The organism is Christensenellaceae bacterium 44-20 (assembly GCA_041223705.1).
Lineage (GTDB): Bacteria > Bacillota > Clostridia > Christensenellales > Christensenellaceae > QANA01.
On the sequence record JBCLQU010000001.1, the window covers coordinates 717,552 to 734,355 of the forward strand.

23 protein-coding genes are annotated in these 16,804 nt (G+C 47.0%); all 23 read right to left on the reverse strand.

Features of this window, described 5'->3' with window-relative positions:
* Positions 1 to 2: 2 nt before the first annotated feature.
* A complete protein-coding gene (locus AALG83_03855; protein MEY8382284.1) occupies positions 3 to 2,567 on the reverse strand; it encodes a hypothetical protein in 2,565 nt (854 codons plus the stop codon).
* Positions 2,568 to 2,868: 301 nt separating this feature from the next.
* The gene (locus AALG83_03860) at positions 2,869 to 3,168 is read right to left on the reverse strand and encodes a hypothetical protein (GenBank protein ID MEY8382285.1); all 300 of its coding nucleotides are present in this window, start codon (positions 3,166 to 3,168) and stop codon (positions 2,869 to 2,871) included.
* Positions 3,169 to 3,178: 10 nt separating this feature from the next.
* Positions 3,179 to 3,802 carry a major tail protein gene (locus tag AALG83_03865; GenBank protein MEY8382286.1) on the reverse strand — a complete coding sequence of 208 codons (624 nt, stop codon included), beginning with the start codon at positions 3,800 to 3,802 and terminating at the stop codon, positions 3,179 to 3,181.
* Positions 3,792 to 4,154, reverse strand: coding sequence for a hypothetical protein (locus AALG83_03870; protein MEY8382287.1), 363 nt, complete (start codon positions 4,152 to 4,154; stop codon positions 3,792 to 3,794). Before AALG83_03870 ends, AALG83_03865 begins: the two co-directional genes overlap by 11 nt.
* Complete coding sequence (locus tag AALG83_03875) at positions 4,151 to 4,558, reverse strand: hypothetical protein (protein ID MEY8382288.1); 408 nt, start codon at positions 4,556 to 4,558, stop codon at positions 4,151 to 4,153. The genes AALG83_03870 and AALG83_03875 overlap by 4 nt, the downstream gene beginning before the upstream one ends.
* Before the next feature lies 1 nt (position 4,559).
* Positions 4,560 to 4,913, reverse strand: a complete 354-nt coding sequence (locus tag AALG83_03880) for a hypothetical protein (GenBank protein ID MEY8382289.1) — start codon at positions 4,911 to 4,913, stop codon at positions 4,560 to 4,562.
* Positions 4,910 to 5,185 carry a phage head-tail connector protein gene (locus AALG83_03885; protein ID MEY8382290.1) on the reverse strand — a complete coding sequence of 92 codons (276 nt, stop codon included), beginning with the start codon at positions 5,183 to 5,185 and terminating at the stop codon, positions 4,910 to 4,912. The genes AALG83_03880 and AALG83_03885 overlap by 4 nt, the downstream gene beginning before the upstream one ends.
* Positions 5,186 to 5,209: 24 nt before the next feature.
* A complete protein-coding gene (locus tag AALG83_03890; GenBank protein MEY8382291.1) occupies positions 5,210 to 6,433 on the reverse strand; it encodes a phage major capsid protein in 1,224 nt (407 codons plus the stop codon).
* A gap of 9 nt (positions 6,434 to 6,442) precedes the next feature.
* Positions 6,443 to 7,096 carry an HK97 family phage prohead protease gene (locus AALG83_03895; protein ID MEY8382292.1) on the reverse strand — a complete coding sequence of 218 codons (654 nt, stop codon included), beginning with the start codon at positions 7,094 to 7,096 and terminating at the stop codon, positions 6,443 to 6,445.
* Positions 7,080 to 8,309: a phage portal protein gene (locus AALG83_03900; protein MEY8382293.1), complete on the reverse strand. Its 1,230-nt coding sequence runs from the start codon at positions 8,307 to 8,309 to the stop codon at positions 7,080 to 7,082. Before AALG83_03900 ends, AALG83_03895 begins: the two co-directional genes overlap by 17 nt.
* Complete coding sequence (locus AALG83_03905) at positions 8,306 to 9,964, reverse strand: terminase TerL endonuclease subunit (GenBank protein MEY8382294.1); 1,659 nt, start codon at positions 9,962 to 9,964, stop codon at positions 8,306 to 8,308. Before AALG83_03905 ends, AALG83_03900 begins: the two co-directional genes overlap by 4 nt.
* The gene (locus AALG83_03910) at positions 9,961 to 10,278 is read right to left on the reverse strand and encodes a hypothetical protein (protein ID MEY8382295.1); all 318 of its coding nucleotides are present in this window, start codon (positions 10,276 to 10,278) and stop codon (positions 9,961 to 9,963) included. The genes AALG83_03905 and AALG83_03910 overlap by 4 nt, the downstream gene beginning before the upstream one ends.
* Positions 10,279 to 10,382: 104 nt before the next feature.
* Entirely contained in the window at positions 10,383 to 10,574 is a 192-nt protein-coding gene (locus AALG83_03915) for a hypothetical protein (GenBank protein MEY8382296.1), read from the reverse strand.
* 11 nt (positions 10,575 to 10,585) lie between these two features.
* Positions 10,586 to 11,293: an AAA family ATPase gene (locus AALG83_03920; GenBank protein ID MEY8382297.1), complete on the reverse strand. Its 708-nt coding sequence runs from the start codon at positions 11,291 to 11,293 to the stop codon at positions 10,586 to 10,588.
* Positions 11,275 to 12,534, reverse strand: coding sequence for a hypothetical protein (locus AALG83_03925; GenBank protein ID MEY8382298.1), 1,260 nt, complete (start codon positions 12,532 to 12,534; stop codon positions 11,275 to 11,277). Before AALG83_03925 ends, AALG83_03920 begins: the two co-directional genes overlap by 19 nt.
* A gap of 3 nt (positions 12,535 to 12,537) precedes the next feature.
* Positions 12,538 to 12,717, reverse strand: a complete 180-nt coding sequence (locus AALG83_03930; GenBank protein ID MEY8382299.1) for a hypothetical protein — start codon at positions 12,715 to 12,717, stop codon at positions 12,538 to 12,540.
* 13 nt (positions 12,718 to 12,730) lie between these two features.
* On the reverse strand, positions 12,731 to 13,192 hold the full coding sequence (locus AALG83_03935; protein ID MEY8382300.1) for a hypothetical protein: 462 nt from the start codon (positions 13,190 to 13,192) through the stop codon (positions 12,731 to 12,733).
* Between the two features lie 21 nt (positions 13,193 to 13,213).
* Positions 13,214 to 14,062 carry a peptidoglycan-binding domain-containing protein gene (locus AALG83_03940; protein ID MEY8382301.1) on the reverse strand — a complete coding sequence of 283 codons (849 nt, stop codon included), beginning with the start codon at positions 14,060 to 14,062 and terminating at the stop codon, positions 13,214 to 13,216.
* 90 nt (positions 14,063 to 14,152) lie between these two features.
* Complete coding sequence (locus AALG83_03945; GenBank protein MEY8382302.1) at positions 14,153 to 14,737, reverse strand: hypothetical protein; 585 nt, start codon at positions 14,735 to 14,737, stop codon at positions 14,153 to 14,155.
* 190 nt (positions 14,738 to 14,927) lie between these two features.
* Positions 14,928 to 15,311 (reverse strand): VRR-NUC domain-containing protein, encoded by a 384-nt coding sequence (locus tag AALG83_03950; GenBank protein MEY8382303.1) that lies wholly within the window; start codon positions 15,309 to 15,311, stop codon positions 14,928 to 14,930.
* The gene (locus tag AALG83_03955; GenBank protein MEY8382304.1) at positions 15,262 to 16,149 is read right to left on the reverse strand and encodes a hypothetical protein; all 888 of its coding nucleotides are present in this window, start codon (positions 16,147 to 16,149) and stop codon (positions 15,262 to 15,264) included. The genes AALG83_03950 and AALG83_03955 overlap by 50 nt, the downstream gene beginning before the upstream one ends.
* Before the next feature lie 159 nt (positions 16,150 to 16,308).
* Positions 16,309 to 16,434, reverse strand: coding sequence for a hypothetical protein (locus AALG83_03960; protein ID MEY8382305.1), 126 nt, complete (start codon positions 16,432 to 16,434; stop codon positions 16,309 to 16,311).
* Positions 16,435 to 16,489: 55 nt separating this feature from the next.
* Entirely contained in the window at positions 16,490 to 16,756 is a 267-nt protein-coding gene (locus tag AALG83_03965) for a hypothetical protein (protein MEY8382306.1), read from the reverse strand.
* Between the last annotated feature and the right edge of the window lie 48 nt (positions 16,757 to 16,804).

The window sequence follows — 16,804 nt, forward strand, 5'->3', positions numbered from 1 at the left end:
CCTCACCTCCCCAGCAATGCCGCGGCGTTTTTCGTCTGCCTGTAAATCTCATAGCGGCTTAAAGCTTTGGGGCTATAGTTGTTTTGCACAAAGGTTAGGCCGCCATCGCGCCGCCCAATGCTCCCCATCCCCCCGGACGTTCCGCCAGCGCTTGGAAAATCATATTCCGGCTCTATCGGCTCTACTTTCATACTGTTTTCTATATCCCGCTTTACGGATTTATAGGCTTTCTGGAAGCCTACGCCAACGCCCTGCGCCATTGGCTTGCCTATCGTGTCCGCCATTAGCTTTGACGGTGAATGGATGCCGAACATTTTCTTCAAACCGTCCCAGATACCGTCAAAGAAGCCGCTAATTTTGTCCCAAAGCCATTTTCCCGCGTCTTTGATGCCTTGCCAAACGCCTTTGAGCAAATCGCCGCCGATCTTGACTACTTCTTTCATCCCTGCGCCGATGCCCGAAACAATCGCCTGAATGATCTGCGGCATGTTATTGATTAACTCTTTCACAATTTGAGGAATTGCCTTGATAATCCCCATGAAGAGCTGAATTGCGCCTTGTATCACCTGTGGAATGCTTTTGAGCAGTCCGTTGACAATAGCGCTAATAATTGTAGGAAGTGCTTTGATCAGCTCTGGTATGATCTTCGGGATAGCGTCCACAATCGCCATCATAAACTGAATCGCTCCCTCTAACAGCATCGGAAGCGCGCCGATCAGGCCGTCGATTAACGCCGTGATAATCATTGGCAGCGCGGCGATCAGCGCTTCGATAATTACCGGAATAGCGTCCACAATCGCCATAAGAAGTTGAACTGCGCCGTCCAGCAATAACGGAAGCGCGGAAATTAACCCATCTATGATCGCACGTACGATTGTCGGCAATGCTTTAACAAGGGCATCTATGATCGTTGGGATAGCGTCGACGATTGCCATAAGAAGCTGTATAGCCGCATCTATCAAAATCGGGATAGAAGCCAGCAAAGCGTCTATAATTGCTTGGACAATTTCGGGCAACGCTTCAATGAGCGCCGTTATAATTTGGGGTATGGCATTTACGATCGCCATGAAAAATTGAACTGCCGCATCTAAAAGCGTCGGGATATTATCGATCAACACTTTCACGATCTTTAAAAGCACCTGCGTAATAGATGCCAGCAGTTTAGGAAGCATTTTTGTTAAACCATTAATCAGGTTAATAATAATCTGAATCCCCACATCCACCAACTCAGGCAGCGCGGCCAACAAGGCATCGACCAGTTGCAAAATAATATCCGCCGCCGCTGCCAGTAGCTCTGGCATAACTTCCGCCGCTATACTAATCAGATCCGGGATAATTTCTACAACTATTTCGGATAATCTTGGCAATAACGTCTGCGCCTGTTCTGCAATACTGTATAGCAAATCGGTCATGCTTTCGGCGATACCAGTAAAAGCATCTTCTGATCCTTGAAGCATACTCGCAAAACCGCTCACTATTCCAGCTAAATTCAGTTTCATGCTGCTCATGATCGGTTCTGCAACCGCGCCCATTTGCGCCATTGCGTCGTTCCATACAAATTGAGCTTGCTGTGCTTGAATAATAGAAGAATTGGCTTCTTTGTATGCCGCGTTGACGCCAGCTAGTCCCGTGTCCGCTAATGCTTGCATGATATAGTTCTGCTGTTCTGCTTCCGTTTTGCATCTCGCAAGGCCATTGTTGAACTTTTCCAGATTCATGCCGGATCGCTCCAGCATTTCTGCCATCGGACCAACCGCCGCCCCGGTTGCCAATGTCTCCTGCAATCCTTCCGAAAGACCTTCAAATTTCAGGCCGTCAAATTTCAGTGCGGCACCTGCAAGCGTGTCCGCCGCAAGTTCTATATTGGCGGTATCTAGCCCCGTCGCCAAGAGCATGTTCATGCCTTCAAATGCCGCGTCTGTTTCCCCTGTAACCGCGCCCACTTCTGCCAGCTTAGTTTTCATTGCGTCAAAGTCAGCATTAGCATTCTGGGCATTTATTTGAAGCTGCCCCAAGTCCGCCCGATATTCGCGTGTACTTTCTGCCGCTGCTGCCATTGCCGCGCCTACCGCTGTTACTGCGACGGCCAAACTCTTCACCGCCGCCGTTACAGCCTTTCCGGCGCCCGCCGCTATGCTTTTGAGCGCATTGCCAAATTTCCCCGTCTTTTGCTCTGCATCATCTTCTTTCTTTCCAAAATCTTCAAGCGCCTTGGTGTTCTTATCTAGTTCCGTTTTCGATTTGTTAAGCGCTGCCGTCTCATTATTCAGCTTAATCAGGAGGTTTTGCGCTGCCGCCGAGTTTTCGCCTTTTTCTTCCGCTACCCGCTTGTATTCCTCGGTGAGTGCATTCACCTTTTCCTGCTGGATCTCAATATTGGTGTTTAGCTGTTTTTGCTTTGCAGCCAGTCCGTCTGCTGATTTTGTCCAGTCGCCCATCCCCGCCGCTGCCGCTTTAAACTCTGTATCGGATATTTTTATCAGGCGGTTTGCTTCCGTTAGCCCGGCCTTTATGTCTGTTATGTCTATTGTCCATCTTCCGCCGATGGTTTCCTCATTTCCCGGCATTTACTCACCACCTTTCATATAAAAAGGCGAGTGGCTTAATACCACCCGCCTGTTGCTGTATCTGCATACACCTTTTTTCTCATCGGTGTCTGCGCCGCCGCCAATGTTCTGTTTTGTTTTGCCTCGTTTCTTCTGCCCCGGCGTTGTACTCTATTGATGAGCAGCAACACTTCTTCCATATCTTCACGCCGCAAAGAAAAAGGTGTAACTCCCGGGAAGTGCTGGCAAATCGAAATTGTCAGTTCAAAAAGCGCCTCACTTGCCGTCAGTTTGGGATCGTCTGTTTCACCCGCCGATCCCCCTACCCGTTTTTTTCATTGCCCCCGTTAATGCCGTTTGAGTATTTCACCAACTGATTGAAAGTAGCGAAAATATGGCCTGTGTCGGCGTTGCTCAAATCCTCGTCCGTGCATCCCGGAAAAATGCGTTTGACGATATTCTTTACTTCCCGAAACTGCGTTTTAATGTCCTTCCCTTGGCTCTCCGCGCCGTCCGCCATAGAAAGCGCATCTTCCAGCACACCGAAACGAACATGTTCCGTTGCCAGTGTTTTAATCACTTCATCGTTTTCCCCGTAAATACAAAGTTCAAATTTCGCCATCTTTTACCTCCTACACGCTGGGTGTGATCGTCTTAACTGTATCCGGCGTTACCACACTGGCGAACCACGCCGAAACGTCCGCTTTTCCTTCTCTCTCATCCACAACAACCGCCTTGGCCGCCGCGCCTGTTTTTGTGAACTTGTGGATCGTCTTTGTTCCCGTGTACGTTAATTGCTGATTGTTGCTGTCCGTGCTTTCATCCAAAGATTTCGCCGCTTCATCGCCCAGCTTAATAGAACCCTTTAGCCGCCACACATAACGATATGTACCGTCCAAGAACCGCAAACGATACCCAATCGCAAAATGTTTTGCGCGCGGTTCGCCATCATCAAGAAGCGCCCCCGTCGACGTGTCCACCGTTTTCCCCGTGAGCTTTCCAATCAAAGAAATTGGAAGCTGCGGAACCGTGAGTGTTACCTCATCATTCCCTTCCGATTGTGCCGTGAAATATGCTACATTGTCATAATATTTTGCAGAACTCTCCCTCGAAGTGCTGACAGAGATTTCCGCCGCCGGAATTTGGATAGGATCGCCTACCACATATCCGCCGTCCGTCTCGTTATCGTCCTTTGTTACTTCTGCGATGTATAATTCATCTAAACCCTGAAATTCGCTAAAACTATTATTTGCCATTTAACTTATCCTCCCAAAAATTAAACTCCATGATCCAGCCCGTTTGCCCGGCGTCCTCGCCCATTGCGTCGCCGCCTTTTCCTTTTGGTAGAAACCCCGCCTTTCTTAGCGTCTGCGCGATTCTCTCTCGTTCTTTTTCCACCAGCTCCGCATCATAGCTATAAAACGCAACATAAAAAAGCCAGCGAACGATCGCTGGCCTGTTGTTATAGCTTCTCACCGTCTCGGTATCTGCCAAATAATAAAAAATTAAATTATCCGGGTACTCTATTTCGGTGGCTATGGTGTCCCGCCTGAATATCTCATATCCCAACGGCTCTAAGGCATTGCATAAAATATCTTTTACGTTCACTTTTCGCCCAGCTCCTTTAGCTCTTCCATCAAGATCGTCTGCTGTGCTTCTGCAATTTTTTTGCGGTTGCGGGAAACAGCGCGCTTAATAAACGGATCTTCTTTTACGCCGCGTTTCGTTCCGAAGTTGATAAAGATTGCCGCCAAGCCGCCCGCTCTAACAGAGAAACCCGTTCTCAGCATTGCTTTATTGCCATCCCATTCCACATTTGGTCGCTCAATTAGAGAACGTTCTGTCCGCCCGGTGCGTCGATGCCTTGCAATTCCCGCTTTAAAATCCGGGTTTAGAAAGTCCGCCGCCGCTTCCATCGAGCGCTCTACCGCCCTTTCTAAATTCCCATTTGCCTTGGCGATTTTCTCCTGCAAATCTTGAAAATTATTTTTTAACTCCATTTTCGTCGCCATGCTACACACCGCCTTTTAAGCGCCGAATTTTAAAGCTAAAAAACTGGTTTCGCTGCTCTATGTTTTCTGGCTCATTGATGATTTCAAAGCTCACGCCGTCTGTTAGTCGCTCTACCTTGCAACCACTCCTAATATCTGGCCGATACCACGTTACAATGTTTGCGGTATCTTCTATCACCTGAACGCCGTTTACCAGTTTCTCCGTCCCGCCGTAGGTCTTAAAACTGCACATGAAAACCGAATCTTCCGCTTCTCTATATTGCTTTTGTGCTACACCGTTCACTTTCTTTACGCCTGCCACAATAAAGAGTTTTAACGGCGTTGTCATGCTGGCCGCCTGTGGTGGTCTGCTCATTGCTCGCCGCCTCCTTTCGTCCGTAGCTGGACAACCTGCGCAATAAAAAGGGGCGACATATTGGCCGCCCCTGCTTCATAGCTCCAAGTGTCAACCACATAGCGAACAATCGCTCCGATTGCCTCTTTGCTTTCCGCAATTTCTTTTGATACGCCTGCATTTATCAAGGTATTTTTTGCATCTGCAATATACACGCCCAGCAATTCATCTTGATAACTCCCGGAAATTCCCATTGCTGTCTTAACCAGTTTCAGGCGTTCCTCATCGTTCAATGTCGCCCCTCCTTTCTATGCTATTTAGACTTCCTGCTCTGCCGCTTTCTTTTTCACGCGCAGGAATCCCTTCCACTTCACGGTGTTGCCGCCGAAGAAACCAGAAGCTTTATATGCCACCTGTCCCTCTTTGAATTTATAATCTGTGGATTTCCCGATCTCCACCTCGCCGAACTGCGTCAAGCCATAGTTTTTGGGATCACCGTATGCCATGCAATAGGTTCCCGCCGCCGTCGCCGAATTGGAAACTGCCGCGCAATTACTGTTGATATAAAACGGAATGCCGTTGATCGTGCGCTCTGTGTGTTTGATGTCATATACTCTGTTGCCGTTCCCATCGCGCAGCATTGCAAATGCCATCAAGTCCGCTTTATTCAGGATAAGCGCCGCCGTCCCTTCCACTTCCTCGTCGCCGCCGTATGCGTAGATGATCTGGTCGAGCGTCGTCGCGTCGATTTTTTCAACCTCCAAATCCTGCGCGGCATCGATTGCCTTGTTGTCGTCGCTGGTGCTGAAAATGCCTACAAGCTGTTTTGTGCCTGTTCCATTGAGCACCTGCTCGGCCAGTTTCTTGCGCAGGGCAATTCCGATGTCCTTGAAAACCTCTCCCGCATAATCGGCGTTTGTCAGCTTCTCCGCCTCCTCGGTTAATTCGGCGTAAGCTGTGATCTTGATTTTATTGATAGTGGCATAATCAAAAGTCGGTTCTGCCGTCGTATAAGCAGCACCCTCATCTGTAACTCCTGCCGCCGGGATCGTCTTTACGAATGCTTTTTCATACGTCTCGCCATTGGGAAGCGTGGTAATGTCCATATTGTCAACCAAGCTCGACAACTGCGCGAATGGCTGCGTAATTTCTCCTGAGGTATGCTTGGGCGTCAAAAGTTTGGAACTCGCTACCGTTACAGTTCTTTTTTCTCTCAACGCCTGCCCTCTCTGCTCCATAACAGCACGGTCATCACCAGCTCTATTATCCACCGTATAGGTTGCCAGCGCCTTGAATCTCTGGCTTCTTCCCTCCTGCTCCGACTCTCCCATTGCCCCGGGGGCTTCCTCGCCCGGATCTTCCGTTGGCTCTTCAAGCCCCGCAAGCGCCTGTTCCGCCTCTTCAATTTCCTCTTTCAGCTTTTCCAGCGTCTTTCCGATTGCCCGAAGCTCGTTTGCGTCCGTCGATTTGTCGCTCTGCTCCTGCAAAGCTCTTTTCTCCGCGTTCTTTTCTCTGATAACCTTTTTCAAATACTCTTTCATGTGTTCCTCCTAATAAATTCTGTTCGCTTTCCTTAGATTTTCTATTTTTAACCTCTGGATCTCCGCGCTCTCCAGCGCTTTTGCGGCTCTATCCAGCGCCGCCGCGTCGCTCTCCAGCGATCGTTTGTTAATTGAAGTCCCTGCATATGCCGGGAAGTTCACAACGCTAATCTCGTCAACCTGCTCAATCTTTGTAATCGTCCTTTTTGCTGTGCCATCTTCCAGCGTTTCCCATTCCTGCCCGTCAACTGGTACAAAAAACGCAAAAGACATACCCGACATATCCCCGCGCCCAATCGCAGAATAGAGGGCGCGCGCCTGTGCGTTGTTTTCCGTGTCTAACTTTGCCTCGAAATATAGCCCCTCTTCATCGATGCCAATTTGCATCGTGCTGTTTTCGTTGTTGTTGCGGCTTCTTGCCAGGGTAATGCCGCGATCGTCGTGATTCACGAATAGTCGTACATCTTTTAGCGCCGCCGCATCAAAAGCTCCCGGTTTTATCTCTTCCAAAAATCCACCGTCCGGCGTTTCGATAAAAGTCTCTTGCCCATAAATTGCAGGGCGGCCAAAGATAACGCTTTCCTCGTTTTCCTCCCGCTGCTCTGCCCGCAGTTCAAGCGCCCTATACTCCCGCGCGATATAATAATCATTGTGCTGTTTCATTTTGCTCTCCCTCTCCCGTGTCTAATTGATATTGATTTGCTATATTTACGTCCACATAATTCAGCGACATGAGGCGCACATTACCTCCCTCATACGGCGGATAACCAAACGCCGCCAGCATTTGGTTATTTGTAAGTGCGCCGCGGCTTCCGAGTTCTTTTATCATGTTGATCGTTTGGTCTATCGACATGAATAGCAGATCCTTGTGATAGAAATTGATTTTTTGATTGCGCTGCTTCTCCCATTTTGAAAGCAGTACCTTTGTAAATGCCTGATTTGCTCCTATCACAATCGGCTCGATCGTTCTCTCGAAAAATGCTTGCTTTTGTTCCGGCGTCGCCGTCCCCATCAGGACAGGAACTGATACTCCGATGTGGCGTAGAATCTTCTCATCGATAAATTGCATCGTGTCTTTGTCAATGAGCTTTTTGTCTGCATTTAGCGGCGTATAGGTTCCGCCCATATCCATTGGCAAGATTCCGCTTTCATTGTTTTTTAACGCTTTCTCAAATTCTTTTCTACTTTTTTCCAGCTCTCCACGATCGATAATGCCATTATAGGTAACAACGGCGTTTACTGGGTTTTTCGCATTGCGCGATACACCCTCCATCAAATCGTTATTGACCTGAAGAATTTTTAGCAACGCTTCGTTATCCGGTTGCCCCTGTTCATTTCCACCCATGTACGGCGACAAAGAATAGTGGGATCTCAAATGGATAACTTCCGAATATGGTAAAATTGGCTCGTTTCCGTTGGCAAACTTCATTTTCACAAACAGGGCACCCGCCTGATCCTGCAAAAAATCCACCTGGCTCGGTTGTAATGGGTACATGGCGCGGAACTCTTTTTTATATCGTCCGTTTTTCGTCCTTACCCACTCGTATTCTGGATATATGAAAGCGTTATATTTGAGTAAGAGCTGCCAAGTGATCTTCTCTAAAAAGTCGGATGTTGTCATTAACTCATTTGGTTCTCGAAGCATCGCCGAAATGCTTCCCGGTACTTCATCCACAAGCCCATTGCGCTCCCATATATGCCGTGGGATCAATTTTTTTGTTTCATTCACAATGCAGCTCATCGCCTGTTGCACTACATCGTAGGCGTAAATATCTTTGCCATATAAAGAAAAGATCGGCGCTCTCCCATCCAAAACCAACGCCAATCTTTTATCTGTTCTAGGTTCTTTTTTCTGAAAGATTTTTAACCAGTTCACAAGCTCACCTCCTTTAAATGCTGACTAAATTCACTTTTATATCTTCGATAAATTTCGTATAGGATAATAAGGCACACCGTCCCATCAATGCGTTTGCTGGGCTGATTATTGACTTTTACGGCCATCACCTGCCCAATCCCATCCATGCTCATCGCCGCGTTGCCAAAATTCCATTGATCTACCGGGTTTTCGTTATAATTGATGTATTGACTTTTTAGATCTGCTTCTACCAACTTCATTGCATTACTCATCGTGTATCTGTTTTGCAGCACCATTTCATTTTTGATCCCATTTCTCTCCATGCGTTTTAAATAATCACGCGCAAAGCGCTGATCGTATCCCGCTATCATGGGAATAATCCCGAAGTTTTTATATAAGCTCAAAAACCAATCTGCGGGCTTTGTCAAATCGTTTTCGTTTCCCTCGGCAATATCAATAAACCCCGCCTTTGCCCATTCTTCATATTTTGCGCCCGCCGCTCTATCATCGGTATTTTTTAGTTTGCTCTCTGGTATGAAATACCGTGAGACAATGTACTTTGTCGGATCGCCTTTCCGCATGAGTAATGCTTTGGCCGCAGTCAAATCCGTTGTTTCTGATAAGTCAACCGCACCAAGGCAATAGCACCCCCTGAATTTCGCAATATCAAAGCGCGCCGGATAGATATAATCTTCCGGTGCTAGCCATGCTTGGACGTTGTTCTGCTTTATATTAAAATCTTTTGCTAGTGTGAACATTCTCGATGCTTTGTCATGCCTCGCCTTATTTAGTCGTTCTTCTAGATAGGCACGTTTCTTCACAACGCCAAGCGTCGGGTTGCTTTTTTGCCAACTTCTAGGATCTTGCCAGATTTCCGCCTCGCTGTCCTGCGTGTATAGCCACGGTAAAAGCGTGTTATCCTCAATCTCTCTATTTATGACTTTCCGCGCATATTCAAGTTCATTGTCCAGATACCCATCGTTTATAAACCCCTCTGTGGTGATGTTAATAAATTTCGGATTGTCTTTCAGGCTTTGGGATTGCTCTGCACTTTCTGCAATAGAATTAGTTCGCATTTCGTGTGATTCATCCAAAAATGCAACGTCAATATTTCGTCCCTCTTTGTTTCGTGTTCTATCAGTCAGCCGAAACACTTTTGAATTTGTCGCCTTGTTTTTGATATACATAATATTTTGATGCGAACGCCTCCCGCGCGGATCAAACTGTTCCCGCATTGTTGCGATCGTCTCGAACATAATACGGGCTTGTGCGTCGTCATTACTGCAACACGCAATGTCCGCTCCCGCGTTCCCGACCATCAATTCAGCGAATCCCAACGCCCCGCATGTCTCTGTTTTCGTATTCTTCCGGGCGATTAATAAAATCGCCTTTTTGAATCTGTCAAAGCCCGTTCCCGGTTCTTTGAAAGAATATAGCGTTTCGATGAAAGCCTTTTGCCAAAGCATGAGCTTCATCGGTTTTCCGTAATACGGGCTTTTTGTTAGCTTCACAAACTTTTCCATAAACAAAATGCGGAGCTGCGCATCTTTTGTATCGTAAATCCACGCGCCACTCCGCATATCCTGCACTAAATTTTCAAGTTCATCTATCAATTCCCGCCCGGCAATAACCTCACCGCGCTTGATCGCTTCATAGTATTCCTCTAGATATGTCATATCCCGCCGCCCCGGAACTCTTCAAGGAATTTTTGGAAGTCATCCTCTTCCTCAACGCTGTTTCTGCTCAAAATCATGTTTACCAGCTTAATCCCGTTTGTGTAGGTTTGCATCAGTTCTTTGTATTGTTTCGCCGCTGGCGTTGCCCGTTGGCGCGTCTTATTTTTCTTATCCACCTGAATGAAGGGCAGGTTTCTCAAAGCGGCGAGTTGTTCTTGGATAAATCCCAATTCCTCTGTTATTTGCTCTATAAGCTGCCTTTGTTGCGGTTCCAGCTTCTCCAACACAATCGCGAATTGATTTTCTGTTTTCATGGCATCCTCCGAAATTTTTCCCCGGCAAATTTTTCCCTAAAATCTCATTTTTGGGGTTCGTGTGAAAAAACAGAACTCTTGTGCAGTTCCCTTGCCCCAAATCTTTATTGACCTCCGGGGGGTGTCTCTGCTTTCTCTTCGTTTTCTTTTTCCTTTGTTTCTTCTTGGATAATTTCCGCCACGCCTGCAAGTTCCAATTCCAGCGCTCTTTCTTTTCTCACTCTAAGTTCTTCCCCTTGCTCTACTCTTCGCTCCAGCTTCAAATCCCGATACGTTTTTATAATCCGCACTTTCACTTTGTTTTCTCCTATTCTCTGAATCTATCAAAATAATCTTTGATATATTGCTCCCATTGCGCTCGAACGGTAAAGCGGTCTTTATCCTCATAAAGTCGCTTTAGGCATGTGCGCTTGTCTGTGTCAATATGTATGATCTCTGCACTCAGCGTTTCTGCCATCCGCCGTCTCTGCGTTTCCAATGGTTCTGTCGTAATGACATAGGCATTGCGCCAATTTCCCATCCTGCATTTTATCATGTCAAGCAGGCAGTCCCTTACCCCGAAAACATTCACTTTCAGTCTGTTGCTTCTTTCGTACCTTTCCGCGTTTCCGATACATTGATAGATATTATCCAGATCTAAAATCAAATCATCCCTATACGCCGTTTCACGCACAAAGCGCGTCTTTCCACTAAGCGGTGCGCCATGCACGACATGTACTTTTTGTTGATTCTGTCCCCATCTTTCGTGAAGTTTGTTATGCGTTCTATGCGAAACGATCACGATGTTATCAGGGTTTAAACTGATATTTACGTCGTTGACATTGCAGGACGTTAGCTCGATCTTATGATGTAGAACAATATCATACGGCTTTAAAATAGGCTTTCCTGTTATTTCATCATATATCAGGCCATCCTCTTTATTCGTTCGCCGCAGGATAAGCGCCCTGCGAAATTCACACCATTCTTCCGAACGGTAAAAATTTTGAATCGTCCACATTACCCGCTCGCTTTCCATGCGCCCTCATGCTTTGCATACGGCACCGCCTGTTTCCATTGTCCATTTTTCCGTACATAAGGCATTGCCTGTTTCCATTGTTCGCCCACTTTTATGCGCACTGCCCCGCCGATTTCCACCCATTGGCTTGGCGCGCTCCATGCACATGCTTCAATTTTATCATGACCGCGAACCATAAATCTCCACTTTGTTCCGGCCACAAACGCATTTCCGCCAAGAGACAGATCAATATCTACATAGTTTTTTGTCGTATCATATTGTCTGCCAAGCTCTTCACCGCTATATGCATTTCCACTCTCATCTTCTGCCTTTATTTGATACATCCAAATATTTCCGTCAGGATCGCCGCCACCAGAAAAATAGATACGCAATATGCTCCCCGGCGCTACTAAACTTTTATCCGCTCTAACATTCGTGCAGATATTCGGTACTCTGTTTGTTACAAGGTTCGTTGTTGTCTCGTACCAGTCAGAAGCGTATGCTTCGCCTGCTTGCCCTACTATTTTTATCCTAAACCGTTTGTTCTGCCCCCGTGTTTTGGTAGGATATATTTTGACACTTCTCGATGTAGGTGCGTAAACCGCCGCGTCTGCCTGCTCATTTGCATTCGTCGCTTTGCGCCAGCCCGTTACTTCTCCTTGCCCTCTAACATAGACTAGTTCTTCAATTCTAAAGCCTGTAATGAGGTTATTTGGAACACCGCCACCGCCCATAATTTGCAATGTTGCCGAATCGCCGGGCTTGCAATATGTCCACCCGGTATTGCCGTTGATCCTGCTGTCTGTTGGCGCAACACATTTCCCTATTCCGTTCGTCCATGAAATAACCTGCGCCGTGGCCGTGGTACTAAATGCTTTCATCGAGGATAAGCGGCTACCGCTCACATTAAGCGTAACATAATATGTTGTGCCTGCCGCCAAGTTCAAGCCTCCAGCTTGAACATTCCAAGTCCCGCTTACACCTTCTAACTCTGTCGTTACAGTCGCTAAGACGTTTCCCGTGGCCGAACCTTGGCGAATCCGCGCGGCATATGCAAATTTGCCCCTCCATCCAGAACCTGCCGTGTCGTTATTCCAATTAAAACTTAAACGAATTTCATTGATGGATGCAATGTTCTCGCCCGAAGGTGTAACGATAAAAGAAAAAACAGCATCTTCATTTGTGAAGCTGCTGTTACTTCCAACTCGTACCCACCCCGTTTTCTGTATTGCTCCGCTGACAAAAGAAACCGATGTATTCATTTTTTACTCCGCCGCTATTTTCAGGTAAATATCGCCATCCTCGCCGCCTGTTGGCTCTGCCGTCCCGATGGTTATCTTTCTGTGAATCCCCGCCGTTTCCGTATGTGCTTCCAGCTCCTGTTCTGTTACGCCTTTTATGAGTTCTTTTGCCTCTGTTATCAAAAAACCATTTTCTGCGCTCATTTTTTCTACCTCTCTACCAGATTTTATTTTTTACCTCTTCTTTTTTCAGTTTTAACTCCTGCTTCTTAATATCAAGCAAAGCCGGATCATTTGCCCACTCATCCTTTGCCCAATTTTTCAAGCATAGATGGATTGCGCCCAGATTCGGCGGGCAATATCGCTTTATCGTTACTTCTTGCACTTCCTCGCCCTCGCTGTTCTTTTTTACCGTCTTTTTATACTCTTCATGCGTGAATCCAAGCGCCAATTTTGCTAACGCGCTATATAGCTCCTCGACGATCGGGCGTCTGCTGTTTTTAATCAGTTCCGAAAATTCCTTTTTTTCTGCCTTATGTTTGTTCCATGTGCTGAAAGAAACTCCAATCAGTTTGGCGGTCTGTTTTTCGGTCATAGGCGGATTTTTGGAGAGGCATTCTTCTATTTTTTTGAATTGCGGCTTTATTTTCTCTTCATACGCGCTTTTTCGTCCCGCCACCTTTACCGCCTCCCCGCTTAACTATTTTCCTGTCCACTTTCCGCCCAGTGCCCGGCAAGTATTCTTTCCGATAATCCCATCGACCACAAGGCCGCTTGCTTTCTGGAAGCGCTTTACCGCCGCCGCAGTGTCGTCGCCAAACTGTCCATCTGCCCCGCATCTTCCGCAGGAATATCCTTTGGCGATCAGCGACTGCTGCGCCGCCTTAACGTCATCCCCTTTTATTAGCAGCTTTGTACGTTTTAATAGTCTTGACAGTCTCCAACTTTCCACGGGTGCCGTTTCCGCTGTACTCGCTTTCTCATATGTTACCCCGGCCAGCTTTAGCCAATGGGTGAAGTCTCGGCTTTTCAATTTCGTTTTTACGCACCCGTAATCTGTTCCTCTGAACTCTATCACCTCGCCGCCGCCGATGTATATGCCAATATGGCCTTTTCTCCAAACTGCCAGCCCTGGAATTTCCGGGATACTCTCAATCAGGCCGCGCTCCGCCGCCTGTTCATAAAAGCTGTATGAATTTCTATCGCCGTAGCTTGGATCATATTTGCGCATCGCCGCCACGATGCCGCCCGAACAATCCGCAGCCCTTTTGCCGATCCATTTGTCGCAGTCGCCCCGGAAGTACCTGTTTTTGTTCCGGCCTTTCGGCACAGCCTCGGTTCCTGCCTTTGCTTTTTTATGCAAATTCTCTGCCATCTCTTTCGTGTATAGCTCCCCATTTCTGCCATACACATAGCCGTAACCTGCTTTCAAAAATTCTTGAAATGCTTCTACAATCTGCTCCCCCGTAATGTTCATCTGTTTCTCTCCTTTTTCGTATACAAAAAAGAGCTTACATCTACATCTGTAAGCCCTTCTTTTCTCTGACATCCATTTAAACAAATTTGATTGTAATTATTTTATAATAGGGAAAAGGACATCGCAAGGTCATGAAACAGTCGCGTTCCAGTCATGATTCGGTCATTTACTCCCAGAAAATGGACATTTCTGTCTTTCGGACACATTCACCGCCGCCCGCGTTCCAAAGAGACAAACTGCCATGTCCTTTATAATTTCATTCTTCCAGCGGCGCGCTGTCTTTTCACCCCTTAAAATATCCCGCTCTGCCAACTCCTGTGCGATCGTCTCCCAAGTGTACGCCTGTTCCGCCTCTTTTCCTTCCGGCGTTTCTCCGAAGTAGTACATCTGAATAACAACGAACTGCCGTCTATGCCGGAACAGTTCTACCACCCGTTCTATTTCTCTGAACCTCGCTTTTGTCCGGGCATAGTCCAGCCGCTTTTTTTGCTCTATCTCTTCCAGCACTGCATCTCTATCTTTTATCCCGCCGCCCCTTGGCATACCGTTCCCAATATCTTTGGAGTGCTCACGCAGTTCTATTTTCAGGTATTCCTCTTCGTTTTCGACCAGAGCTTTTAACGCTTTATAGTTTTTTAATAATAGCTCTGTTGATGCAAAATAATTGGCCGTCGGACTATTTTCTGCCAATCTCCCCGCCACCGCATCCGCCGTTTCATCAATGATTTTCTGGATCTCCTGCTTCATTTCTTCCTCCTATTTCTTCTTGCTAGCTTTTGCCCGCGTCCGATCGCCTCCAGCTGGATTGCTGTCTTGAAACTCTCCCTTCTTTTCCTTGCTTTTGCTTCTTCCAGCCTTTCACGATATGCCAAATATTTTTTACATGTCATATGGCAACGCGGCGCCCGTTCCCCGCAATCTTTGCAACACCCTTGTATCATCTTTCGCCCTCCCTTAAATTCAGATACCACAAAATACATTCCGCCGCCGCTTCCCATCCGTGAAGTTCTTTGGCGCAATACCCTTGCTTCCTTAGTTTCTCTATCCAATCTTCCTGCTCTGCCGATACTCTCCCGCCGCGCTGTCGCTTCAACTCGATGTATAGACCGTGATACCCGCCGCGCGCAACAGGAAGAACAATGTCCGGCACTCCCGGCTTTACTCCTTGCGCCTTTAGTTTGGCCGCTTCTGCTTTATTCCTGCTGCCGCCATTCGGCACATGGTGCATCAACTCAATCTCTGGATATTTCCCAGCTTGATACGCCGCCCATTCAAATAGCCATGCTTGTTCTTCGCCCTCTTTGGGCGCTTTCTGCTGCATCTCTCGCCCTTTCCTCCTTTCTCATCCGCGCGTAAACGTATACACCCGCCACTACTGCGCTATATCGGATTTCAACGTCTAAAAAACGATACCCCGGATATGCTTTTTCAAATACTTCTTTGGCCTCTGTCTCCAACAGCGCCAGCCGTTCTACTTTTCTTCGAGATAGTTTTCTCTCTGATATTGTCGGCTCTGGACACTTCAAATTCTTGCCATGCCCCCATCGCCGTTCTCCATTGCTCCCTTTTGACAAATAGCAAGCCAGCCCGGTAAGGCCGTAGTCGTCTGGTTGCAATCTTCTCGCCTGCCTGCGTCCTTTCGTCCAGCAAGCCTCTACTTCGTCCCGATCAAGTCCTCCCGAAATAATCAGATGATGATGGCATCGCTCTTCCTTCCACTCTGTAACGTAGATATATTTTAACTGGGGCAGTCCTTTCTTTTTTCTCTTATACTTGATACGCTCGATGAAATTCTTAACATCCTTGTATGCCTGCTTTTCATCTTTTGGCACTTCCCAACCCCGATAGGTGAGTGTCAGCCAAATATCCTTCGCTGTGAAATTCGCATTTGTTATGCGGACGATTTTCTTTCGCGTATTTTTTCGGTTTACAATCTCTTGCGCTGCTCTTGTTGGTTTGCTGCGCTTCGCCTTTTTCCATTGTGTACGGTTTTTCCAGATAGGGAATGCCTCACATTCCAGCAGATCCCCCGCCCGGTAGGTTTTTGCTCGGTAGCTTTTCACATTGCGCCGAGATAATAGTTCCAACTTTTCTTCCCTTGTCTGTTCTCCGTCCAAAATGTCAAAAAGATCCGTGTACTTTTCACTACTGTATGTCATTTCCTGTTTCCCTCATTTTTTAATACCCATTACAAGGACGTAAAGCGGACATCCCGCTGTTTCGTTGTCAAACAAACAGAAATATGCTATACTGTGTTTGCGACAAATTTTATCATTTTTCCTAGGTGCCTTGTGTTGCTGCGCAAGGCACCTTTTCTTTTATTCTTTGAACGAATTTATAAAGGCTTTGGCGCAGACAACAATCGCAGTCCCCGCCGCCAAGATCAGAATCGTTATTCCCAGCGCGCCTAACAATAGCAGCAAATTTTTCAAAATTCCTTCCATATTCATCATCCCTCCATTTTCACGATGTCAAATAAAAAGCGCTTAAAAGCACTTTTTACTCGTCCCTATATTCCTTTTTTATTTTTACATTGCGCGGATGGCGCGACAGCCACCAGTTTTGGATCGGTGTAAACTCCGCTCCGACGAACTCTGAAAACTCTTCCCGTGTTTTGCACATGAGGCAGATCTCGATCTCGTATTCCTTGCTGTATTTCTTTTCTCCATCCTTAGGCAGTCGGTGCCCGCAGACCGGGCAATGCCTTAGCTCATACACCCCACTTTTTAACCCCTTGATGATCTCCCTGATTCTATCCTCTTGCATTTTTCCGCTCCCGTTTTTTCTCTTCCTTTTCCTTCCGCACTCTCGCCA